Origin of the sequence: Streptomyces sp. NPDC051576 (genome assembly GCF_040681835.1) — a bacterium.
Taxonomy (GTDB): domain Bacteria; phylum Actinomycetota; class Actinomycetes; order Streptomycetales; family Streptomycetaceae; genus Streptomyces.
In genome coordinates, this window is record NZ_JBFAZO010000002.1 from 569612 (window position 1) to 591629 (window position 22018).

A 22018-nucleotide genomic window follows, 5' to 3' on the forward strand; every position below is an offset into this window, starting at 1 on the left:
AATGGGGGGACCGACCGTGCGCCGTGGCCGTGGCTACAAGTGGGTCGACCGCGAACTGGCCCGGATGGACCCGGACACCGACTGGGAGCGCATGATCTCGCTCTACGTCGGCCACCGCGTCCCCGAGTTCGCGCTGGCGATGATGGTCTATCCCGGCACCATGCGCATGATGCGGCCGGGCCACGGATCCGCCACCCTCGCCCACACCGGGAAGCTGGAGACGAGGCCGCGGCGGCGTTTCGAGGACGGCAACGCGTTCCTGATGGCGTGGATGGTGGACGGGCTGTCCAGCCCGGCGGGCCGTGGCGCCGCCGAGCGACTCAACCGCATGCACCTGGCGATCGCCCGCACGACCCCGCACCTGCCCGGCAACTTCGACGACGTCGACGACTTCGTCTATCCCCTGGTCCTGCTGGCCACGTCCGCCGACCGCCTCCAGACCTCGCTGGGCCTGCCCGGTACGAGCGCGAACATGAAGGTCGCCTGGCATCGCTGGGCGCAGACCCTCTTCCGCCTTCTGGAACGCGAGTCCGGTCCGCTGGCCGGTGAGGCGTTCCCCGAGGACTGGGACGCGATGACCGAGTTCGCGCTGAAATTCGACTCGCGGCCGTACGAGGCGACGGAGTCGGGCCATCGGGTGGCGACCGCGATGATGGAGCACTTCGCCGAGCGCTGGTTCCCCTTCCCCTTACGGGAGTTCGGCAGAGACCTGACCCGATATCTCGCCGGCGAACAGGTCTGCCGACTCCACCGGATCGGCAGCCTCACCCGACGACGGGAGCACGCCGTCCGCCTCTTCCTGAAGTCCGCGTTCCTCGCCCAACGCCTCCTCCCCGACTACCGCAGACCACTCCCCGAACGCTTACGGCAGAACCGCCGCAGGTCGAAGTCCTCGCCGGGCGAGCGGAGTTCACGGCGTACGGGATAGCCGGCCGAAGGCCCGTCCCCCTCACGTTGCTTAGGATGCCGTCATGACACGACTCGACGGCCGGGTCGAGCGGGGCAACCGCACCCGGCGGGTGATCCTGCGCCGTACCGTCGACATCGCCTCCGTCGAGGGCCTGGAGGCACTGTCCGTCGGCCGGCTGGCCACCGAGTTGCGGCTCAGCAAGAGCGGGGTGTTCGCGCTCTTCGGGTCCAAGCAGGAGCTGCAACTGGCCACCGTGCGCGAGGCGGCCCGTATCTACACCGAGCGGGTGATCAGGCCCGCCGCCGAACTCCCTGCCGGAGTAGGCCGGTTGTGGGGGCTGTGCGATCTGTGGCTGGAGTACTCGCGGGGGCGGGTCTTCCCGGGCGGTTGTTTCTTCTACGAGGTCATCGCCGAGTTCGACGCCCGGTCCGGGCCGGTGCACGACGCGGTGGTCGGCGCGCAGCGGGACTGGACGGCCCTCGTGGAACGGACGATCGCCGAGGCCCGGGACGCGGGCGAGCTGCGCACCGACACCGACATACCTCAACTCGCCTTCGAACTGGTCGCGTTGATGGAGACGGCCAACGCGGTCTCCGTACTGCACGACGAGGAGACCGCCTACCGCCGGGCCCGGATCGGCATAGCGGCACGGCTGCGAGGCGCGGCCACGGACCCTTCGCGAGTCCCTCAAGTCACCTGACACACAAGGCACTTCACCACCCCAACTCCCTCCCTCACTTCGGCCGAAAACAAGTAGCACGACCGTTCGCACAGTTTCTAGGCTCACGCCCATGACTGTCACCGGAACGGACATCGTCGAGCTCGACCGGATCGCCGTGTACGAGGCGTCGCGTGTGCTGGAGTGGGCGCGCGACGAGGACTGGGAGCGGGACACCCCCTGCGCGGGGTGGACGTTGCGCCGGCTCGTGGCGCACATGACCGCGCAGCACCACGGATTCGCGGCCGCCGCGCGGGGCGCGGGTCAGGACAGGGCGTACTGGCGGGAGCCGGAGGAGCTGAGCGAGCCGGCCCGGACGCATCGCGCGGCGGCCACGGCCGCCCTCGCCGCGTTCGCCGAACCCGGCGCCACCGAGCGGGAGTTCGCTCTGCCGGAGCTGGGCGCGAGCTTCCCCGGCCGGACGGCGATCGGCTTCCACTTCATCGACTACGTCGTCCACGCCTGGGACGTCGCCGCCACCCTCGGCGTGCGGCTGGATCTGCCGGACGACGTCCTGAACGTCGCCCTGGTGGTGGCCCGGCTGGTACCGACCGACCCGGCCGGCCGCGGACCGGGGTTCGCGTTCGCCCCGCCGCTCGACGTACCCCCGGAGGCCGACCCGCTCGACGAGACGCTGCGGCTGCTCGGCCGGGCGCCGGAGCAGTGGCCGACGAGGACCTGACGAACTCGCCTCCTTTGCCTGCCCTTTGGGTAAAGCTGCCCTCCTCTTGAACAAGGCGGCCGTCCCGCGCGTACCTCCTGGCGCCGGCCACGCGTCGACTTCTCCAACGACCAGTTGGTTTCCCCGGGAGGCTCCCTTGCGTCGTATCAACGGTACGGCTGTGCTCATCGCGGCCATCGTCGCCACCACCGGGGCACTGGCCTTTCCCGTGTGGTCGTACGGCGACCGCTCGGGCACCGGTCAGGCGAACGTGGCGGCGGGCACCGTCAACACCCAGTGGGGGCCGCTGACGGCGGCCGACCGGGATCTGATCGTGCGGGTGCGGCTGGCCGGGCTGTGGGAGCTGCCGGCCGGGCAGCAGGCGATCGAGCGGGCGCCCAGCCAGGCGATCAAGGAGGCCGGTGACCATCTCGTCGTCGGTCACGCCGACCTGGACAAGCGGGTGCGAATCGTCGCGGCCCAGCTCGGTGTGGCCCTGCCCAACGTGCCGAACGAGCAACAGCAGGGCTGGCTGCGGGAGATGAGCGCGGCGACCGGCGCGGAGTACGAGTACAAGTTCGCCAACCTGCTGCGGGCCGCGCACGGCAAGATCTTCCCGGCCATCGGCGCCGTACGGAACACCACGCGCAACAGCCTGGTAAGACAGCTCGCCTCGGACACCAACCAGACCGTGCTCGACCACATCACGATGCTGGAGAAGACCGGGCGGGTCGACTTCGACGCCATCGCCAACGAGATCGCGAACGCCTCGACGGCCAGCCCGACCGGTCCCGCGGCGCCCCTGCCCGGCCAGTTCGTGCCCTCGGCGCCGCCCGCCGAGGGCAGCCCGGACATCGGGGCCACCTCACGGCCGTCCGCCGGAGCGCCGGGCACGGTGAACACCGGCCGCCCGGATCCGGTCGACTCGAACGGCGTGCTCGGTTAGCCGCCCCGGCCGTGGCCCCGAACCTCAAATGTTGCTCTGAAGGTGACGCGGCGGAGGTTCGGGGCACCGCCCGCTGGCGATACCTCCGTCACGCCGAACAGCGGCCTTGTGGAGTTCATTGATCGCGTGGAGGACGGGGACGGACGATGGAGCGACTGGGGACGGGCATCGGATGGCGGCCGGAGATCGCGGACGCCGTGGAGCGCATTCCGGGCATCGACTGGGTCGAGGCCGTGGCCGAGAACGTCTGCCCCGGCCACCTCCCCGCATCGCTGCTACGGCTGCGCGAGCGCGGGGTGACCGTGATCCCGCACGGTGTCTCGCTCGGCCTCGGCGGCGCGGACCGGCCCGACGAGGGCAGGCTGACGGCGCTCGCCGAACGGGCCGAGGCGCTCGGCTCGCCCCTGGTCACCGAGCACATCGCGTTCGTCCGCGCCGGCGGCCCCCTGACCGCCTCCCCGCTCCTCGAAGCCGGCCATCTGCTGCCCGTGCCGCGCACCCGGGACGCCCTGGACGTGCTGTGCGAGAACATCCGCATCGCCCAGGACGCGCTGCCCGTACCACTCGCCGTCGAGAACATCGCCGCGCTGCTCTCCTGGCCGGGCGAGGAGCTGACCGAGGGGCAGTTCCTGTACGAACTGGCCGACCGCACCGGCGTACGGCTCCTGATCGACGTGGCGAACCTGCACACCAACCACGTCAACCGCGGCGAGGACCCGGCCAGGGCCCTTGCCGAAATGCCCGTCGAGGCCATCGCCTACGTCCATGTCGCGGGCGGTGTCGAACGCGACGGCGTCTGGCACGACACCCACGCCCACCCGGTCCCCGCCCCGGTCCTCGACATCCTGACGGACCTGACCTCCCGCGTCTCCCCGCCGGGGGTGCTGCTGGAGCGCGACGACAACTTCCCCGAACCGGCCGAGCTGGAGCGGGAGTTGACCGCGATTCGCGGGGCGCTGGAGAAGGGGCGGGCGCGCGCCGTGAGCGGCGGGACACGGACACCCGCCATGCCCCCGGCCGCCGCTCCCGCTCCCGGTTCCGCCCGTCAGCGCCTCGCGCTCGCCCAGACCGCCCTGCTCTCCGCCCTGGTGGCCGGCACTCCGATCCCCGACGGGTTCGACCGCGTACGGCTCGGGGTGCAGGCGCGGGCGCTCGGCGTGAAGCGGGCCGACGTGGTGGCGAAGGTGGCTCCCGAACTGCCGGAGATCCTCGGGGACGGGTACCGCCCGGCCTTCCTCGCGTACGCGCACACGCACCCAATGACCGGCGGCTACCGGCGTGACGCGCTGGACTTCGCCGGGCAGGTGCTGCTCGCGGGCGGACCCGAGGACGCCGAGGTCAGGCGGGAACTGCGGGAGTGGTGGCTGGAGCGCTCGGGACCGGTCCCGCGGTCGGCCCGGCCCACGGTCCGGCTCGCCCGGGCCACCCGGCGGGTGCTGCTGCGCCGCTGAGGGGCGCGATAGGCCGGGAGGGGCCTTGGAGGCCGGCAGTGACTCCACAGTAATATTGCGTTCCCGCACGAGAGGTTCACGAGAAGCACACTCCCGTGCGGTGCCGTAACAGGAGGCACCCATGCGACCGCGACCCCCCGTAAAGGGCCGAGGCATCTTCAGTGGCACCGGCGTCATCATCATGGGTCTGACCGCGACGCTGGCCGCGCTGATCTTCCCGGTCTGGTCGTACGCCGACCGGTCCGGGACCGCCGGCGCGAGCGTGCTCAACGACCAGACGGTGGCCACGCAGTACGGGCCGTTGTCCGCGCTGGACCGGGACTTCGTCACCAGGGTCCGGCTGGCCGGGCTCTGGGAGCTGCCGGCCGGGCAGCAGGCCGAGGAGAAGGGCACCACCGCGGCCGTACGGACGGCGGGGCAGCACCTCATCGACGGGCACACGTTCCTGGACGAGCGGGTGCGGGACGTGGCGGCCAAGCTCGGGCTGCCGCTGCCCGACCAGCCCAACGCGCAGCAACAGCAGTGGCTGGCCACCCTGAACGCGGCGCAGGGCGTGGACTTCGACAGCAAGTTCGCCAACCTCCTGCGCGTCGCGCACGGCAAGGTGTTCACGGTGGTCGCGCAGGTCCGCGCGACCACCCAGAACTCCCTGGTCCGCGCCCTCGCCGACGACGCGAACACGACCGTCCTGGACCACATCAAGGTCCTGGAGGCCACCGGGTACGTCGACTTCTCCGCCCTGGCCCGGGAGATGGCCGCTTCGAGCGCGCCCCCGGTGACCGGCTCCGCCGGCGTCGGCTCGGTGGTCCCACTGACTCCGTCGGTCTCCCCGACCTACACGCTCCCGCCGGCCGCCTCCAGCCCGCCGCCGTCGGCCCAGCCGTAGAACGGTTTCGGCCGTGGTGGGTTTCCGGACAACCGGAACGTCACATGCAGGCAACGCTCCGTCCGGATTGTGAACAAGGCATGGCGTTCTACTGGGCCTTTGGCATAGAAATTTGGCATGTTCTGGGTCCTTCTCCTGCTCCTGGCCTGGGCCGTCGCCGGCACGGCGTGCACGCGGCTGTGCCTGGCCGCCGTCAGAGCGGCGGCCGTCGACGCGGACGACATGGGCAAAGGGCATGATCTGACGCTCTACGAGGCGGCGTTCCTGTCCGGTGGTCCCGCGCGGGTCGCCGATCTGACGCTCGTCTCCATGGCACGGCAGCACCGGCTGCTGCTCGCCCACACCGGCTGGGCGACCGTCGTCGACCCGCGCGGCCGGGACGACATCGAGCGGTCGGTGATCGGCGCCATCGGGCCCGAGGGGCAGTCCCGGATCGCCCCGGTGCGAGCCACCGCGGCGGCCACGGACGCGGTGCGCGACGTCGCCGACCGCCTCGTCGACGCGGGTCTCGCCGTACCGGACGGAAGCAGTACGACGGTCGCCGCGGGGGTCCGGCAGGTGCGGGCCGCCGCGCTCGTGGTGCTCGCGCTGGGCGCGACCGCGCTGTTGACGCCGGGGGCCGAGATGCCGCGCGGGCTGGTCGCGCTCTGGTTCGCGCTGCCGCTCGCCGTCACGCTGAGCTGTCTGGCGATCGCCCGGGTCGAGGTGCACCCGTACTCGCGCTGGGCCTCCCCGGCCGGACAGCAGTTGCTCGGCGCCCTGGCCCGGCACGCGGGCGGCGGCGCCGACGACCGTACGTATCTCACCTCCGTCGCCGTACGGGGTATCCGCGCGGTCGGCGAGCCGGATCTGCGGGCGGCCTTCGCGCACCGCGAGCAGTACCGCGGGCAGTTCGAGGAGTGGCGCCGCTGACCGCGGCGTGAGAGCGCGCCAGGGGGCGCACAGGGGTCATTGGGGCCGACACCGGCCCGATGGTGCTTGCCTTCGCCAACGACCGAACGAAACATCCCTTCTGTTGCTGCCGTGCTCCGAAGGGATACGCCACCATGCGAGCCGCCGCCCTGTACTCGGCCGCCGGGTCCTTGCTCCTGACCACCCTCACCGCCGCCCCGGCCACCGGTGCCCCGGGCGCCGCCGAGTCGACCGGCACCACGCTCGCCGCCGCGCACGCCCGGGCCAAGGGCATCGACTTCGGGAAGTGCCCGGACGCGCAGGACATGCCCGGCACCATGGAGTGCGGCACGGTCTCGGTCCCGCTCGACTACGCGCACCCCGACGGCAAGCAGATCGAACTGACCGTCAGCCGCGCCCGGGCCACCCACAAGGACCCGCACAACAGCAAGCGCCGAGTGCCCCGTCAGGGCTCCCTGGTCTACAACCCGGGCGGCCCCGGCGCCTCCGGCCTCTACTTCCCGCTGATCGGCATGCTCCCCGAGTGGAAGCGCATCGCCTCGGCCTACGACCTCGTCGGCTACGCCCCGCGCGGGGTCGACAAGTCGTCACCGCTGTCCTGCGAGGACCCCAAGCACTTCTTCAAGGCGCCCTCGCAGTCGCCGACGTACCCCTCGGAGTCGTACAAGAAGGAGCGCGTCGCGGAGGCCAAGGCCTACGCGCGCGGCTGCGCCAAGCGCTCCGGCGGCAAGCTGCGTTTCTACAACTCCCTCAACAACGCCCGCGACCTGGACGTCCTGCGCGCGGCCCTCGGCGAGGACAGGCTGACGTTCATGGGCGCGTCCTACGGGACGTACTTCGGGGCGCTGTACGCGACGCTGTTCCCCTCGCACGTACGGCGGATGGTGTTCGACTCGGCGGTGAACCCGGACCCCGAGCAGATCTGGTACCGCGACAACCTCGACCAGTCGGCCGCGTTCGAGAGCCGCTGGGCGGACTTCCGGGAGTGGACCGCCAGGCACGACGACGTGTACGGCCTCGGCGACACCGCCGAGAAGGTGCTGCGCAGCTACGAGAAGGCGCAGGCGCGGCTCGCCGAGAAGCCCGCGGGCGGCAAGGTGGGGCCGGCGCAGTTGCAGGGCGCGTTCCTGTCGGCCGGGTACTACGACGACTACTGGCCGCACAGCGCGGCGGCGCTGTCGGCCTATCTGAAGGGCGACCCCAAGCCCCTGATCCAGCAGGCCGGGCCGACGCCGGGGGCGGCCGTGGAGGCGGAGAACGGCAACGCGGTCTACACGGCCGTCGAGTGCAACGACGCGCCCTGGCCGACGGAGTGGAGCGTCTGGGACCGGGACAACACCCGGCTCGCGCGCGTGGCGCCCTTCGAGACCTGGGACAACGTGTGGATGAACCTGCCCTGCGCGTACTGGACCGCGCCCCGGCAGCGGCCCCTCGATGTGCGGACCGGGCCGGGTGAGCTGCCGCCGGTGCTGATCCTGGCCGCCGAGCGGGACGCGGCGACTCCGTACGACGGGGCGCTCGAACTCCAACGGCGGCTGTCCGACTCGGTGTTGGTGACCGAGCGGGACGCCGGGACGCACGGCATCGCGGGCGGCGCCAACAAGTGCGTCAACGGATATCTGGACGCGTATCTACTGGAGGGACGGCTGCCGGAGCGGCACGCCGCGTGCGCGCCGCATGCGGAGCCGAAGGCGGTGTCGCCGGGCGACCGATCCCACCGGACCCCGGTGAAGGAGTCCGCCAAGGGAAAGGCCGCCCAGGGCTGACGGGCCCCGACTAGGCCAGGCCCGCCACCAGTTCGGCGACGTCCTTGCGGCGGCCCGTGTAGAACGGGACCTCCTCGCGGACGTGCATACGGGCCTCGGAGGCGCGGAGGTGGCGCATGAGGTCGACGATGCGGTGCAGCTCGTCGGCCTCGAAGGCGAGGATCCACTCGTAGTCGCCGAGCGAGAACGAGGCGACCGTGTTGGCACGCACGTCCGGGTAGCCGCGGGCCATCTTGCCGTGGTCGGCGAGCATACGGCGGCGGTCCTCGTCGGGGAGCAGGTACCAGTCGTAGGAGCGCACGAACGGGTACACGCTGATGTAGTCGCGCGGCGACTCGTCGGCCAGGAAGGCCGGGATGTGCGCGCGGTTGAACTCGGCGGGGCGGTGCAGCGCCATGTTCGACCAGACCGGCTCCAGGGCGCGGCCGAGCTTCGTGCGGCGGAAGAGGTTGTACGCTTCCTGGAGCTGGTCGGCGGTCTCGGCGTGCCACCAGATCATGAGGTCGGCATCGGCGCGCAGGCCCGACACGTCGTAGGTGCCGCGGACCGTGACGTCCTTCGCGGCGAGCTGGTCGAACAGCTCCTGGACCTCGTCGGCGTATCCGGCGCGCGCGGTGCCGTCGGGGAGCACGTCCTTCAGCTTGAAGACGGACCACAGCGTGTAGCGGATGGCCTCGTTGAGGTCCTTGGCCAGCTTGCCCTTGTTCGGGATGCGGCCGGGCTCGGTGGTGGGGGCGTCGTCACTCATGGGGCTATTCTCCCGCTCCGCCCGGCGCGCTCGGCACCGGGTCGCCGGTCAGCCGCTCGACCGCCGCGTACGCGCTCGCGATGGTGGCCGGGATGCCGACGCCGTCGTAGACCGCGCCGCAGACGGCGAGGCCGGGCAGCTTGCCGACGTGGTCGCGGACACGGGCCACGCGCGCGTGGTGGCCGACCGGGTACTGGGGCAGACCGTCGGTCCAGCGGGTGACGCGGGTGTCGAGGGGCGTGGCGTCGAGGCCGGTGGCCTCGCGCAGGTCGTGCCGTGAGACGTCGACCAGGCCGGTGTCCTCGCGCTCCAGGACCGCCGTCTCGCCGTACCGGCCCACCGAGGTGCGCAGCACCACCACGTCCGGGTTCTCGTCGGCGATCCAGCCCCACTTCTGGGAGGCGAAGGTGGACGCCTTGATGGTGCGGCCGTCGACGGGCGGCACCAGGAAGCCGCTGCCCTCGGGGAGGTCGATGTCGGCGCGGCGGTAGGCGAGGGTGATCAGGGCCATCGAGGCGTACTCGACGGCGGCCAACTCGGCGGCGGCGCCGGGTACTTCGGCCCGCAACAGCGCGGCGGCGGCCGGCGCCGGTACGGCGACGACCACCCCGTCGGCGTCCAGCACGCGGTCTCCGGCGACGACCCGCCAGCCCGACGTCCCGCTCCGGCGCAGCTCCGTCACCGGGGTCCCGGTGAGGATCTCGCCGCCCCGCGCGCGCACCGACTCCGCGACGGCGAGCGGCAGTTGGCCCACTCCGCCCTGGATGCCCATGAAGACCGGGCCGGTCTGCTGTGCGGCGGCGGCGCGCTCCTGGATGCCCCGGACGGCCTCGGTGAGGGAGTCGTGCCGCCGCGCGGCCTCGAAGAGCTGCGGGACGGCGGAGCGCATCGAGATGCGGTACGCGTCGCCCGCGTAGACCCCGCCCAACAGTGGCTCCACCAGGCGGTCGACGACCTCGCGGCCGAGGCGGGCCGCCACGTACTCCCCGACCGCCACGTCGTCGCCGATCTCCGTGCGGGGCAGGTCGGCATCGCGCTCGATGCGGTGCAGACCCTCGTCGGAGAGGACTCCGGAGAGGGCGGATGCGGTGCCGGGAACGCCCATGACGTGGCCCTTGGGCATGGGGCGCAGGGCACCCCGGGTCCAGATCGACGCGGTGGCCGTGGCGGGCGGCCGGAGGCGGTCGGTGAGGCCCACCTCGCGGGCCAGCGCGACGGCCTCGGGGCGGCGGGCCAGCATCGACTCGGCGCCGAGGTCCACGCGCGCGCCCGCGATCTCGCCGGGCAGCAGCTTGCCGCCGATCCGGTCCGACGCCTCGACGACCGTCACGCGCACGCCTCTGTCCAGCAGCCGGTGCGCGGCGGCCAGCCCGGCGATCCCGGCGCCGATGACGACGACCTGCCCTGTGCCCCTGCGAGTCTCCACTTCAGCCATGCCCCCAGCCTCTCAGACCCCACTGACAGTCCGACTCCGGCCCGGTGTCCGGTGTGCGTCCCGACCGTGACCGCATCGGAACCGTTTCCGGCCAACGTCCGGTCCGGCCCGGGCGTCGAAGGTGCGTCAGTCGTCACGACGACCCTCGGGGGTAGCGACACATGCGCACACGACACTCCGTACGGCCCGTGCGGGCCCTGGCCGGGCTCCTGCTGGCATCCGCCCTCGCGCTCGCCGGGTGCAGCGGCGGCGGCGCGGACAAGAGCAGCACCAGCGACTCCGCCGGGGACGCCAAGGCCGCGGCTCCGGGCACCGCCCGGCAGGAGGGCGCGTCGGGCAGCGGCAACGCCAAGGACACCGGGTCCGTGCCCAAGCTCACCGCGAGCAGCATCATCCGTACGGCCTCGCTGTCCGTGCGGGTCAAGGACGTACCGAAGGCGCTCGACGAGGCCCGCACCACGACCGAGAACGCGGGCGGGTTCGTCGGCGACGAGACGACCACCCGCGACGGACAGGGCCACGAGCGCACCCGGGTCGTCCTGCGCGTGCCCACCGACAAGTACGACGAGGTCCTCGCCGGCCTGGAGGGCGCGGGCCGGCTGCTCGACCGCACCGCGAAGGCGCAGGACGTCACCGACCAGGTCGTGGACGTGCGAAGCCGGATCACCTCGCAGCGGGCCAGCGTGGCTCGCGTGCGTGAACTGATGGACCGGGCCACCAAGTTGAGCGATGTGGTGGAGCTGGAGGGCGAGTTGAGCACCCGCGAGTCCGACCTGGAGGCGCTGCTCGCGCAACAGGCGTCCCTGAAGGACCGCACCAGCCTGGCCACCATCACGCTGTCCCTGTCGCAGACCCCGGTGGCGAAGCCCGCCGCGAAGGACGCCGGCCCCGGCTTCGTGGACGCGGTGGCGGGCGGCTGGCACGTCTTCGTCACGGTGCTGCGCTGGATCGCGCTGGCACTCGGCGCGGCGCTGCCGTTCGCGGCGGTGGCGGCGCTGGTGGTCCTCGTATGGCTGCGGCTGCGGCACGCTCGGGCGCGGGGTGAGCAGGACTGAAATGATCGGCCCCCGTAGCGTGTTCGCATGGATATGAGCACCGCGCGGGGTACCCGGGAACGACTGGTCGTCGTCGGAGGCGACGCCGCCGGCATGTCCGCGGCGTCGCAGGCACGCCGCCTCAAGGGGCCCGACGAGCTGGAGATCGTGGCCTTCGAGCGCGGCCACTTCACCTCGTACTCGGCGTGCGGCATCCCCTACTGGGTGGGCGGCGAGGTGTCCGGTCCGGACGACCTGATCGCCCGCACCCCGGAGCAGCACCGGGAGCGCGACATCGACCTGCGGATGCGCACCGAGGTCGTGGAGATCGACGTCGCGGGCGGGCGGGTACGCGCGCGTGACGTCGATTCGGGGGCCGAGTCCTGGACGTCGTACGACAAACTCGTGATCGGGACCGGAGCGCAACCGATCCGCCCGGACATGCCCGGTGTCGATGCCCCCGGGGTGCACGGGGTGCAGACGCTCGACGACGGGCAGGCGCTGCTCGACTCGCTGGCACGCACGCGTGGCCGTCGCGCGGTGGTGGTCGGGGCCGGGTACATCGGAGTGGAGATGGCGGAGGCGTTCGTCAACCGGGGGTATGACGTCACCGTCGTCAACCGGGGCAAGGAGCCGATGTCGACACTCGACCCGGACATGGGCCGGCTGGTGCACAAGGCGATGGAGGGCCTGGGCATCACCATGGTCAACGACGCCCGGGTCACCGAAGTGCGCACCGGGGACGACGGGCGGGTGCGATCGGTGGTCACCGAGGACGCCGAGTATCCGGCGGACGTCGTGGTGCTGGGGATCGGTGTGCGGCCGGAGACGGAGCTCGCGAAGGCGGCCGGGCTGCCGCTCGGGGAGCACGGCGGGCTCCTCACCGACCTGGCGATGCGGGTGCGCGGGCACGAGAACATCTGGGCCGGGGGCGACTGTGTCGAGGTGCTCGACCTGGTCTCCGGACGGGAGCGGCACATCGCCCTGGGGACGCACGCCAACAAGCACGGGCAGGTCATCGGCACCAACGCGGGCGGCGGTTACGCGACCTTCCCGGGGGTGGTCGGTACGGCCGTGAGCAAGGTGTGCGATCTGGAGATCGCGCGTACCGGGCTGCGCGAGAAGGACGCCCGGCGGGCGGGCCTGCGGTTCGAGGCGGTCACCATCGAGTCGACGAGCCGCGCGGGCTACTACCCCGAGGCCTCCCCCATGACGGTGAAGATGCTCGCCGAGCGCCGTACCGGCCGTCTCCTGGGCGTGCAGATCGTCGGGCGGGAGGGCGCCGCCAAGCGCGTCGACATCGCGGCGGTCGCCCTCACCGCCCGTATGACGGTGGAACAGATGACGGCGCTGGACCTGGGCTACGCCCCGCCGTTCTCCCCGGTGTGGGACCCGGTCCTGGTGGCGGCACGCAAGGCGAGCGCCAAGGTCCAGGCCGGCCCTCGTTGAACGTTCCTACGCCGTTCCGTTGATGCGGTCTATGGCCTGCCGTGCCTGCTCGGCCGGCGGCCTGGCCGGCAGCGAGGAGACCGACGCGCTCGGCGGCATCATCGCGGCGGGCTGCGCCGCGGCCGCCGGCTTCGCGTGGGCGCCGAGGGCCGTGGACCGCAGCCGGTTGCTCACCGCCTCGTCCAGGGTCACCGGCCGCTGCATCTGCGCGGCGAGGCGCCCCGCTTCCTGGCCGAGCTTGGCGACGTCCTCCCAGGGGAGGCGCACCACCAGGGAGATCTCGGCCTCGCCGTCGGGCGTCGCCTGCAGCTGAGGGGAAATACGGTCGTTCATGGTCTGTTCCTCACGTCGTCCCCGCGACACGCCTTCCCCGCACCGCGGGCGGTTGAGGAGTCATACGCACAGGCGGAGGGCGGTGTTCACCGGTTCGCCGGGCGGATCGGGGGCACTAATCCCTTGTGGTCATCCCCGTCCATGACGTGAACCCCGTGCGCCGCACCCCCTGGGTGACGTACGCGCTCATCGCCGCGAACGTGCTCGTCTTCCTGTCCACGCCCGGAATGGCGGGTTCCGTGGCGGGTGGCAGCGACCTCTCGCAGCTGTGCCATCTCCAGGCGTTCCTGGACCACTACGCGGCCGTACCACGGGAGTTGATCCACCATCAGATGCCGCAGGTGGTCCCGACCGGCGCCGTCCAGGCGGGCCCCGGCGGAGCGAGCTGCGCGGCCGGCCCGCCGACCTACGACAAGTCGGCGCCGCTGAGCGTCTTCACCGCGATGTTCCTGCACGGGAGCTGGATCCACCTGCTGGGCAACATGCTGTTCCTGATGATCTTCGGCAACAACGTCGAGGACCGCATGGGCCACATCCGCTACACGCTCTTCTACGTCGCCTGCGGCTATGCGGCGGGCTACGGCTTCGCGCTGCTCAACGCGGACTCGGCCGACCCGCTGATCGGTGCCTCCGGGGCGATCGCCGGTGTCCTGGGCGCCTATCTGGTGCTGTACACGAAGGCCAGGGTGTGGGTCCTGGTGCCGTTCCTGTTCTTCCTGCCGCTGCGTCTGCCGGCCTGGCTGGTGCTGGGCTTCTGGTTCGTGCTGCAGGCGTTCTACTCGTCCGGCGAGGGCGTCTCCGAGGCCGGCACCGTGGCGTACGCGGCCCACGTCGTCGGCTTCCTCGCGGGCATGCTGCTCGCCTGGCCGCTCAAGGCGGGCACGCCCCCGCCGCCGGAACCGCGCGGGCTGCTGTTCGGCAGACGGGCGCGGCCCCGGCACACGTGGTGAGCGCGCTTATCGGCCCGTCTGCGTGTGGACGTACTCGACGAGCCGGGTGAGCGAGTCGGGGTCGGTGGTCGGCATCACGCCGTGACCGAGGTTGAAGATGTGGCCCTCCAGGCCCTTCGCCGACTCCAGGACCTCGCGGGTCTTGGTCTCGACGGCCTCCGTGGAGGCGAACAGGACGGTCGGGTCGAGGTTGCCCTGGAGCGCCTTGCCGGGGCCGACGCGGCGGGCGGCCTCGTCGAGCGGGACGCGCCAGTCGACGCCGACGACGTCCGCGCCGGCCTCGCCCATCAGGCCGAGCAACTCGCCGGTGCCGACGCCGAAGTGGATGCGCGGGACGCCGTAGCTCTCGACCGCGCTCAGGACCTTCGCGGAGGCGGGGAGGACCGAGCGGCGGTAGTCGGCGGGGGCGAGGGCGCCGGCCCAGGAGTCGAAGAGCTGGACGGCGCTGGCGCCCGCCTCGATCTGCACCTTGAGGAAGGCGGCGGCGATGTCGGCGAGGCGGTCGAGGAGGTCGGCCCACAGCTCGGGGTCGCCGTACATGATCGCCTTGGCGTTCTCGTACGTGCGGGACGGGCCGCCCTCGATGAGGTAGCTCGCGAGGGTGAACGGCGCGCCGGCGAAGCCGATGAGCGGGGTCGCGCCGAGTTCGGCGGTGAGCAGGCCGATGGCCTCGGTGACGTAGGACACGTCCTCGGGGGTGAGGTCGCGGAGCTGGGCCAGGTCGGCGCGGGTGCGGATCGGGTTCTCGACGACCGGGCCGACGCCGGGCTTGATGTCGAGGTCGATGCCGATGGCCTTGAGCGGGACGACGATGTCGCTGAAGTAGACCGCCGCGTCCACGTCGTGCCGCCGCACCGGCTGGAGGGTGATCTCGGCGGCCAGGTCGGGCCGCATGCACGAGTCGAGGATCGAGATGCCCTGGCGCACCTTGCGGTACTCCGGCAGCGAGCGCCCGGCCTGCCGCATGAACCACACGGGTGTGTGGGGCACGGGTTCACGCCTGCACGCCTTCATGAAGGCGGAGTCGTACGTGGCGGTCGGCTGGGGGCCCGCGGGGCTCTGATTGGCGCTCACGGGGCAAGTCTCGCACGGCGCCAGAAGCCGATTACACGGTGTGCTGCACGGAAGTGCGGGTGTCTAGTCCCGCACGATGCCTCCGTTCCCCTTAATCTTCCCGCATGGCTGCGGCTCAGGGACGATTGTCGGATGGCGCTGACGGGATGGACGACTCCAAGGAGGGGGACCGGGATGGGGGCGGTGCGGCGCCGCCGGCTTTCCAGGCCGCGGTCCAGGCCCTGCGGAACAGCCGGCTGAGGCCGCAGATCGAGATCGATCCGACGCCCGCTCCCCAGCGGCTCGCGCCCTACGCGTACGCGCTGGAGGCCGCGGTCGTCGACGGCGACCAGGACCTGGCCGACGGCCGGCTGGTGCTGCTGCACGACCCGGCCGGGCACGACGCCTGGCACGGCACGTTCCGGCTGGTGACGTTGGTGCGCGCGGAGCTGGAGCCGGAGATGGCGGCGGACCCGCTGCTGCCCGACGTGTGCTGGTCATGGCTGACCGGCGCGCTCCAGGCGCGCGGACTGACGTACGGCGAGCCGAGCGGCACCGTCACGCGCGCCAGCTCGCACTACTTCGGCGGGCTGTCCGAGCGCCCGTCCGCCTCCCAGATCGAGATCCGCGCCTCGTGGACACCGCGCGAGGGGCTCGGCGGCGTTCCGGACACGGCGGCGCATCTGGCCTCCTGGTGCGATCTGCTGGCCCAGGTCGCGGGCCTGCCGCCGGCGGGTCCGGGCGACGCGTCCATCGTCACGCTGCCGCAACGCAGGGGCCCGCAGTCACGCTGAGCCTTACCCGGGTCACACCGAGGACTTACCGAACCCTTGCGGTGCCTTTGTCGATACGGCCACTTTCAATCAGGAGTGACCCCTCGAACGAGCCGTTTCGTTCACCGAACGATCGACAGCGTGTCCGAATTGCACTGATTGCTACTCACTAAATCGTGATCTTTCTCTAAAGGCCCACGGGTTTGCTGCCGAAGACGACTGTGACCTTGAAAGTCGTCCCACACCCAGGAGGCCTGGTGTCCGTTCTCCTTGAGCAGCCCGCAAGCCTGGTCGCCTACCGCCCGAACAAGCCGACCGCCATGGTGGTCGTGGCCGACCCGCGCGTCCGCTCCACCGTCACCCGCCACCTGTGGGCGCTCGGTGTGCGCGACGTCATCGAGGCCTCGTCCGTCGCGGAGGCTCGTCCCCGCATCGGCAACCCCCGCGACATCTGTGTGGCAGACGTCCACCTGCCCGACGGCTCCGGCCTCACCCTGCTCTCCGAGACCAGAGCCGCCGGCTGGCCCAACGGCCTGGCCCTGTCCGCCGCCGACGACATCGGTGCCGTGCGCAACGCCCTCGCGGGCGGCGTCAAGGGCTACGTCGTCACCGGCACCCGCACCAACGTCGGGCTCCCCACCCGACCCGGCGTCGCCCCCATCGGCTCCGCCGCCGCCCGTATGCACCGCCGCCCCCCGGGTTCCCCGAGCCACCCGGGTGGCTACCGCGAACTGTCCGGCCGTGAGGTCGAGGTCCTGCGCCTGGTCGCGGAGGGCCAGTCGAACAAGGCGATCGGCGTCTCCATGGGCCTGTCCGCACTGACCGTCAAGAGCCACCTCGCCCGCATCGCCCGCAAGCTCGGCACGGGCGACCGCGCCGGCATGGTCGCGGTGGCCCTGCGCACCGGAATCATCCACTGACCCTCCCCCGCACCCCCCTCCCCACCCCCGCCCGAACCCCCCTTCCGCGCCGTGAACCGGATCTTTCACTTACCTGACTGGTTTACGACCCCCACACGCCCGTCGACGGAACGTTCCGTCGGCGGGCGTTGTCCATACACGGATACCCTTGACACGTGACCGACGCCCAAGAAACCGCAGCAGACAGTTCACTGCGAACCACCGGAGGCGCCCCTCCGGACGACGTCGAACCGGCGCCGATCCCTTTGCTGGAACCCCGGGAGGGCATTCCGCCCGTGATCGCCGACGAGGAGTCCCTCACCGAGGTGATCGCGGCCTTCGCCGCCGGCACGGGCCCGCTCGCCGTCGACGCCGAGCGCGCGTCCGGCTACCGGTACGGCCAGCGTGCCTACCTGGTGCAGCTGCGCCGGGAGGGTGCGGGCACCGCCCTGATCGACCCCGTCGCCTGCCCCGACCTGTCGGGCCTCGGTGACGCCGTCTCGGGCGTCGAGTGGGTGCTGCACGCCGCCACCCAGGATCTGCCGTGTCTGCGGGAGATAGGCATGGTGCCGACGCGGCTCTTCGACACCGAGCTGGCCGGGCGGCTCGCCGGATTCCCGCGGGTCGGCCTGGGCGCGATGGTCGAGAACGTCCTCGGTTTCGTCCTGGAGAAGGGGCACTCCGCCGTCGACTGGTCCACCCGCCCGCTGCCCGAGCCGTGGCTGCGGTACGCGGCCCTGGACGTGGAACTCCTCGTCGACCTGCGGGACGCCCTGGAGAAGGAGCTGGACCGGCAGGGCAAGCTGGACTGGGCCCGCCAGGAGTTCGACGCTATCGCGGCGGCGCCCCCGGCCGAGCCCCGCAAGGACCCCTGGCGCCGTACGTCCGGGATGCACAAGGTACGGCGGCGCCGGCAGCTCGGTGTCGTACGGGAGCTGTGGCAGACGCGGGACCGGATCGCGCAGCGGCGGGACGTGTCGCCGGGGAAGGTGCTCTCCGACGCGGCGATCGTGGAGGCCGCGCTCTCCCTTCCGGCCGATGTGCAGGCGCTGGCCGCGCTGAGCGGGTTCGGGCACCGGATGGGGCGACGGCAGTTGGAGCAGTGGCAGGCGGCGGTCGACCGGGCGAAGGCGCTGTCCGACTCGGCGCTGCCGCAGCCGGGCCAGCCGGTGACCGGGCCGCCACCGCCCCGCGCCTGGGCCGACAAGGATCCCGAGGCGGCGGCCCGGCTGTCCGCGGCCCGGGCCGCGGTGTCGGCGGTGGCCGAGCGGCTCAACATGCCCCAGGAGAACCTGATCACGCCGGACACGGTGCGGCGGGTCTGCTGGGAGCCTCCGAAGAACGCGGACGCGGAGTCCGTGGGGGCCGCGCTGGCGGGATACGGGGCGCGGGCCTGGCAGGTGGAGCAGGTGACGCCGGTCCTGGTGGACGCGCTGACCACGAAAGCGCCGTAAAGGTTCTGCCGGGTCGCGGGTGCGCGCCCGTCGCGGCTGGTCGCGCCCGCGCGGCGGAGCCGCGTATCGGCACTGCCCGCGCCTCTTCGGGGCGTCTCACCTGCTCGCGGGACCGGCTGGATCGCGCCAAGATCCGCGCCTTGACGGTGTGACGTTCGCCGCTCCGGGCTCCGGGGCTGGGCAGCTTGGTTACCCACAAGTAGCATGGTTCCTGAGCGCGCGCTCAGCGCATCGCAGCAGTGCCATCCCGCACCCTGGAGGAGAGCCAATCGTGCCTCGTACCGTCAGGGACGTCGTCTTCGTAGACGGCGTCCGTACCCCGTTCGGCAAGGCGGGCCCGAAGGGCATCTACCACGAGACCCGGGCCGACGACCTCGTCGTGAAGGCGATCCGGGAGCTGCTGCGCCGCAACCCCGGGCTCGACCCCGCGAAGATCGACGAGGTCGCCATCGCCGCGACCACGCAGATCGGTGACCAGGGTCTGACCCTCGGTCGTACGGCCGGCATCCTCGCCGGTCTGCCGCAGTCCGTCCCGGGCTACTCCATCGACCGCATGTGCGCGGGCGCGCTGACCGCCGTCACCACCACCGCGGGCTCCATCGCCTTCGGTGCGTACGACGCCGTCATCGCCGGTGGTGTCGAGCACATGGGCCGCCACCCCATGGGCGAGGGCGTGGACCCGAACCCGCGGTTCGTGAGCGAGAAGCTGGTCGACGACTCCGCGCTGTTCATGGGCATGACCGCGGAGAACCTGCACGACCGCTACCCGCAGATCACCAAGCAGCGCGCCGACGAGTACGCGGTGCGCTCGCAGGAGAAGGCCGCCAAGGCGTACGCCAACGGCAAGATCCAGCAGGACCTGGTGCCGATCTCGGTGCGCAACACCAACGAGCAGGTCGGCGAGACCGGTTGGGGTCTGGTGACCGCCGACGAGCCGATGCGCCCGGGCACCACGCTGGAGAACCTGGCCGGTCTGAAGACCCCCTTCCGGGTGCACGGCCGGGTCACCGCGGGCAACGCGGCCGGTCTCAACGACGGCGCCACCGCGTCGATCATCGCGAGCGAGGACTTCGCCCGCGAGCACAACCTGCCGGTGAAGATGCGTCTCGTCTCCTACGCCTTCGCGGGCGTCGAGCCGGAGGTCATGGGCTACGGCCCGATCCCGGCCACGGAGAAGGCGCTCGCCAAGGCGGGCCTGTCCATCGAGGACATCAACCTCTTCGAGATCAACGAGGCCTTCGCCGTCCAGGTGCTGGCCTTCCTCGACCACTACGGCATCGCGGACGACGACGAGCGCGTCAACCAGTACGGCGGCGCGATCGCCTTCGGTCACCCGCTGGCCTCGTCGGGCGTCCGCCTGATGACACAGTTGGCCCGTCAGTTCGAGGAGCAGCCGAACGTCCGCTACGGCCTGACCACCATGTGCGTCGGCTTCGGCATGGGCGCCACGGTCATCTGGGAGAACCCGCACTTCGAGGGGGACAAGTGAGCACCACCACCGAGCTTCTGAAGGGTGCGGCCGAGCTGTTCCCCGACGAGGTCGTGACGTCCGCGCACATCCGCCACCTGGAACTGCCGTACGGCGCTGGGCGGTTCGCGCTCATCACCCTCGACAACGGCTTCGACCACACCAAGCCGACCACCTTCGGTCCGGCCTCGCTGGCGAACCTGAACACCGCCATCGACCAGGTCGAGAAGGAGGCGTCGGCCGGCGAGATCGTCGGTGTCGGCATCACCGGCAAGCCGTTCGTCTTCGCCGTCGGCGCCGACCTCAAGGGCGTCGAGCTGCTCAAGAACCACGACGACGCGCTCGCCATCGGCAAGGGCGGCCACGAGGTCTTCAAGCGCCTCGCGGACATCGCGGTACCGACCTTCACGTACTACAACGGCGCGGCCATGGGCGGCGGCGTCGAGGTCGGTCTGCACTGCGAGTACCGCACGGTCTCCAAGCACATCGCGGCCTTCTCCCTCCCCGAGGTCTTCCTCGGTCTGGTCCCGGGCTGGGGTGGCTGCACCCTGCTGCCGAACCTGATCGGCGCCGAGAAGGCCGTCTCGGTGATCATCGAGAACAGCCTCAACCAGAACAAGCAGCTCAAGGGCCAGCAGGTCTTCGACCTCGGGATCGCCGACGCGCTCTTCGAGGGCGCCGACTTCCTGGAGCAGTCCCTGATCTGGACGGCGAACGTCCTCAAGGGCGACATCAAGGTCGAGCGTCCGGCGATCGACCGCGGCGAGGCCTGGGACCAGGCCGTCGCCAAGGGCCGTTTCGTCGCGGACTCCAAGGTGCACGGCGCGGCCCCGGCCGCCTACCGCGCGCTCGACATCGTCGAGGCCGCGAAGAACGGCGACCTCCAGCAGGGCTACGACGCCGAGGACCTGGCGCTCGCCGACCTGATCATGGGTGGCGAACTGCGCGCCGGTATCTACGCGTTCAACCTCGTCCAGAAGCGCGGCAAGCGTCCCGCGGGTGCGCCGGACAAGTCCCTGGCGCGTCCGGTGACGAAGGTCGGCGTGGTCGGCGCGGGCCTGATGGCCAGCCAGCTCGCCCTGCTCTTCCTGCGCCGCCTCGAAGTACCGGTCGTCCTCACGGACATCGACCAGGAGCGCGTCGACAAGGGCGTGGGCTACGTCCACGCCGAGATCGACAAGCTGCTGTCGAAGTCCCGTATCAACCAGGACAAGGCCAACCGCCTCAAGGCCCTGGTCACCGGTGTGCTGGACAAGGCCGAGGGCTTCTCCGACGCCGACTTCATCATCGAGGCCGTCTTCGAGGAGATCGGCGTCAAGCAGCAGGTGTTCGCGGAGGTCGAGGCGGTCGCCCCGGCGCACGCGATCCTGGCCACGAACACCTCGTCCCTCTCGGTCTCCGAGATGGCGTCGAAGCTGAAGAACCCCGAGCGGGTCGTCGGCTTCCACTTCTTCAACCCGGTCGCGATCCTCCCCCTCCTGGAGATCGTGCGCGGCGAGCAGACCGACGACGCCTCGCTGGCGACCGCCTTCGCGGTGGCCAAGAAGCTGAAGAAGACCGCGGTCCTGGTGAAGGACGCCCCGGCGTTCGTCGTCAACCGCATCCTCACCCGCTTCATGGGCGAGATCCAGAACGTCATCGACGAGGGCACCCCGGTCGCCGTCGCGGAGAAGGCGGTCGAGCCGCTGGGCCTGCCGATGTCGCCGCTGGTCCTCCTCGAACTGGTCGGCCCCGCCATCGGCCTGCACGTCTCGGAGACCCTCAACCGGGCCTTCCCGGACCGCTTCACGGTCTCCCCGAACCTCGCGGCCGTCGTCAAGGCCGGCAAGCGCGGCTTCTACGTCTACGACAGCGGGAAGCCGGAGCTGGACCCCGAGGTCGCCGCGCTGCTCAAGCAGGGCGACTCCGTGCTCACCGAGGAGCAGGTCCGTGACCGCGTCCTGGACGCCGTCGCCCAGGAGATCGGGCTCATGCTCGACGAGGGTGTCGTCGCCGAGGCCCAGGACATCGACCTCTGCCTGATCACGGGCGCCGGCTGGCCCTTCCACCTGGGCGGCATCACGCCGTACCTGGACCGCGAGGGTGTGTCGCAGCGGGTGAACGGCAAGACGTTCCTGGCGTCGGGTGTGGCGTCGGTTCCGGCGTGAGACATAACGACAGGTGATGTGGGGG

The 22018-nt window shown here is 71.5% G+C and carries 20 protein-coding genes; 16 read left to right on the top strand and 4 right to left on the bottom strand.

The annotated features are described in order from the left end of the window. Positions 1–16 precede the first annotated feature (16 nt). The 8 genes from AB0M63_RS08440 (at position 17) to AB0M63_RS08475 (ending at position 8250) form a co-directional block, all read left to right on the top strand. Entirely contained in the window at positions 17–928 is a 912-nt protein-coding gene (locus AB0M63_RS08440; RefSeq protein ID WP_366018854.1) for a DUF2236 domain-containing protein, read from the top strand. Positions 929–971: 43 nt separating this feature from the next. Then, complete coding sequence (locus tag AB0M63_RS08445; protein ID WP_366018855.1) at positions 972–1610, top strand: TetR family transcriptional regulator; 639 nt, start codon at positions 972–974, stop codon at positions 1608–1610. Between the two features lie 91 nt (positions 1611–1701). Beyond that, positions 1702–2310 carry a TIGR03086 family metal-binding protein gene (locus tag AB0M63_RS08450; protein ID WP_366018856.1) on the top strand — a complete coding sequence of 203 codons (609 nt, stop codon included), beginning with the start codon at positions 1702–1704 and terminating at the stop codon, positions 2308–2310. 136 nt (positions 2311–2446) lie between these two features. Continuing rightward, positions 2447–3235: a DUF4142 domain-containing protein gene (locus AB0M63_RS08455; protein WP_355901891.1), complete on the top strand. Its 789-nt coding sequence runs from the start codon at positions 2447–2449 to the stop codon at positions 3233–3235. Positions 3236–3381: 146 nt separating this feature from the next. Continuing rightward, positions 3382–4686: a DUF692 domain-containing protein gene (locus tag AB0M63_RS08460; RefSeq protein ID WP_366018857.1), complete on the top strand. Its 1305-nt coding sequence runs from the start codon at positions 3382–3384 to the stop codon at positions 4684–4686. Between the two features lie 121 nt (positions 4687–4807). Further along, positions 4808–5572, top strand: coding sequence for a DUF4142 domain-containing protein (locus AB0M63_RS08465; protein WP_366018858.1), 765 nt, complete (start codon positions 4808–4810; stop codon positions 5570–5572). 117 nt (positions 5573–5689) lie between these two features. Then, positions 5690–6484: a TIGR04222 domain-containing membrane protein gene (locus tag AB0M63_RS08470; protein WP_355901898.1), complete on the top strand. Its 795-nt coding sequence runs from the start codon at positions 5690–5692 to the stop codon at positions 6482–6484. A gap of 134 nt (positions 6485–6618) precedes the next feature. Then, positions 6619–8250, top strand: coding sequence for an alpha/beta hydrolase (locus tag AB0M63_RS08475; RefSeq protein WP_355901900.1), 1632 nt, complete (start codon positions 6619–6621; stop codon positions 8248–8250). A 10-nt stretch (positions 8251–8260) separates the two neighbouring features. Here AB0M63_RS08475 and hemQ read toward each other — a convergent pair whose 3' ends face one another. Both hemQ and hemG read right to left on the bottom strand, forming a co-directional pair. After that, positions 8261–8998 (bottom strand): hydrogen peroxide-dependent heme synthase, encoded by a 738-nt coding sequence (gene hemQ / locus AB0M63_RS08480; protein ID WP_355901902.1) that lies wholly within the window; start codon positions 8996–8998, stop codon positions 8261–8263. Between the two features lie 4 nt (positions 8999–9002). Further along, a complete protein-coding gene (gene hemG / locus AB0M63_RS08485) occupies positions 9003–10433 on the bottom strand; it encodes a protoporphyrinogen oxidase (RefSeq protein WP_366018859.1) in 1431 nt (476 codons plus the stop codon). Between the two features lie 161 nt (positions 10434–10594). On the opposite strand from hemG, the gene AB0M63_RS08490 reads away from it, so the two are divergent. Next, positions 10595–11488 (top strand): DUF4349 domain-containing protein, encoded by an 894-nt coding sequence (locus AB0M63_RS08490; RefSeq protein ID WP_366018860.1) that lies wholly within the window; start codon positions 10595–10597, stop codon positions 11486–11488. 27 nt (positions 11489–11515) lie between these two features. Next, positions 11516–12916 (top strand): FAD-dependent oxidoreductase, encoded by a 1401-nt coding sequence (locus AB0M63_RS08495; protein WP_355901908.1) that lies wholly within the window; start codon positions 11516–11518, stop codon positions 12914–12916. 6 nt (positions 12917–12922) lie between these two features. On the opposite strand, the gene AB0M63_RS08500 is transcribed toward AB0M63_RS08495, so the two are convergent. Continuing rightward, on the bottom strand, positions 12923–13249 hold the full coding sequence (locus tag AB0M63_RS08500) for a hypothetical protein (RefSeq protein ID WP_356058757.1): 327 nt from the start codon (positions 13247–13249) through the stop codon (positions 12923–12925). 125 nt (positions 13250–13374) lie between these two features. On the opposite strand from AB0M63_RS08500, the gene AB0M63_RS08505 reads away from it, so the two are divergent. Beyond that, complete coding sequence (locus AB0M63_RS08505) at positions 13375–14199, top strand: rhomboid family intramembrane serine protease (protein WP_355901913.1); 825 nt, start codon at positions 13375–13377, stop codon at positions 14197–14199. A 6-nt stretch (positions 14200–14205) separates the two neighbouring features. Here the strand turns inward: AB0M63_RS08505 and hemE are convergent, their stop codons facing one another. Further along, positions 14206–15273, bottom strand: coding sequence for a uroporphyrinogen decarboxylase (gene hemE / locus AB0M63_RS08510; protein WP_355901915.1), 1068 nt, complete (start codon positions 15271–15273; stop codon positions 14206–14208). Between the two features lie 146 nt (positions 15274–15419). Between hemE and AB0M63_RS08515 the strand changes: the two genes are divergently transcribed. The 5 genes from AB0M63_RS08515 (at position 15420) to AB0M63_RS08535 (ending at position 21993) form a co-directional block, all read left to right on the top strand. After that, entirely contained in the window at positions 15420–16046 is a 627-nt protein-coding gene (locus AB0M63_RS08515; protein WP_355901917.1) for a DUF3000 domain-containing protein, read from the top strand. Between the two features lie 236 nt (positions 16047–16282). Continuing rightward, entirely contained in the window at positions 16283–16945 is a 663-nt protein-coding gene (locus AB0M63_RS08520; RefSeq protein WP_055514175.1) for a response regulator transcription factor, read from the top strand. 155 nt (positions 16946–17100) lie between these two features. Next, on the top strand, positions 17101–18378 hold the full coding sequence (locus tag AB0M63_RS08525; RefSeq protein WP_366018861.1) for a ribonuclease D: 1278 nt from the start codon (positions 17101–17103) through the stop codon (positions 18376–18378). A gap of 271 nt (positions 18379–18649) precedes the next feature. Further along, the gene (locus tag AB0M63_RS08530) at positions 18650–19867 is read left to right on the top strand and encodes an acetyl-CoA C-acyltransferase (protein WP_355901922.1); all 1218 of its coding nucleotides are present in this window, start codon (positions 18650–18652) and stop codon (positions 19865–19867) included. Then, positions 19864–21993: a 3-hydroxyacyl-CoA dehydrogenase NAD-binding domain-containing protein gene (locus AB0M63_RS08535; protein ID WP_366018862.1), complete on the top strand. Its 2130-nt coding sequence runs from the start codon at positions 19864–19866 to the stop codon at positions 21991–21993. Before AB0M63_RS08530 ends, AB0M63_RS08535 begins: the two co-directional genes overlap by 4 nt. The last annotated feature ends 25 nt before the right edge of the window (positions 21994–22018 follow it).

Excerpts from the sequence above, each read along its gene's own strand:
- AB0M63_RS08475 (WP_355901900.1), top strand. The coding sequence starts at position 6,619 with ATGCGAGCCGCCGCCCTGTACTCGGCCGCCGGGTCCTTGCTCCTGACC.
- AB0M63_RS08495 (WP_355901908.1), top strand. The coding sequence starts at position 11,516 with ATGGATATGAGCACCGCGCGGGGTACCCGGGAACGACTGGTCGTCGTC.
- AB0M63_RS08465 (WP_366018858.1), top strand. The coding sequence starts at position 4,808 with ATGCGACCGCGACCCCCCGTAAAGGGCCGAGGCATCTTCAGTGGCACC.
- AB0M63_RS08450 (WP_366018856.1), top strand. The coding sequence starts at position 1,702 with ATGACTGTCACCGGAACGGACATCGTCGAGCTCGACCGGATCGCCGTG.
- AB0M63_RS08515 (WP_355901917.1), top strand. The coding sequence starts at position 15,420 with ATGGACGACTCCAAGGAGGGGGACCGGGATGGGGGCGGTGCGGCGCCG.
- AB0M63_RS08470 (WP_355901898.1), top strand. The coding sequence starts at position 5,690 with ATGTTCTGGGTCCTTCTCCTGCTCCTGGCCTGGGCCGTCGCCGGCACG.
- AB0M63_RS08460 (WP_366018857.1), top strand. The coding sequence starts at position 3,382 with ATGGAGCGACTGGGGACGGGCATCGGATGGCGGCCGGAGATCGCGGAC.
- AB0M63_RS08445 (WP_366018855.1), top strand. The coding sequence starts at position 972 with ATGACACGACTCGACGGCCGGGTCGAGCGGGGCAACCGCACCCGGCGG.
- AB0M63_RS08490 (WP_366018860.1), top strand. The coding sequence starts at position 10,595 with ATGCGCACACGACACTCCGTACGGCCCGTGCGGGCCCTGGCCGGGCTC.
- hemQ (WP_355901902.1), bottom strand. The coding sequence starts at position 8,998 with ATGAGTGACGACGCCCCCACCACCGAGCCCGGCCGCATCCCGAACAAG.
- AB0M63_RS08500 (WP_356058757.1), bottom strand. The coding sequence starts at position 13,249 with ATGAACGACCGTATTTCCCCTCAGCTGCAGGCGACGCCCGACGGCGAG.
- hemG (WP_366018859.1), bottom strand. The coding sequence starts at position 10,433 with ATGGCTGAAGTGGAGACTCGCAGGGGCACAGGGCAGGTCGTCGTCATC.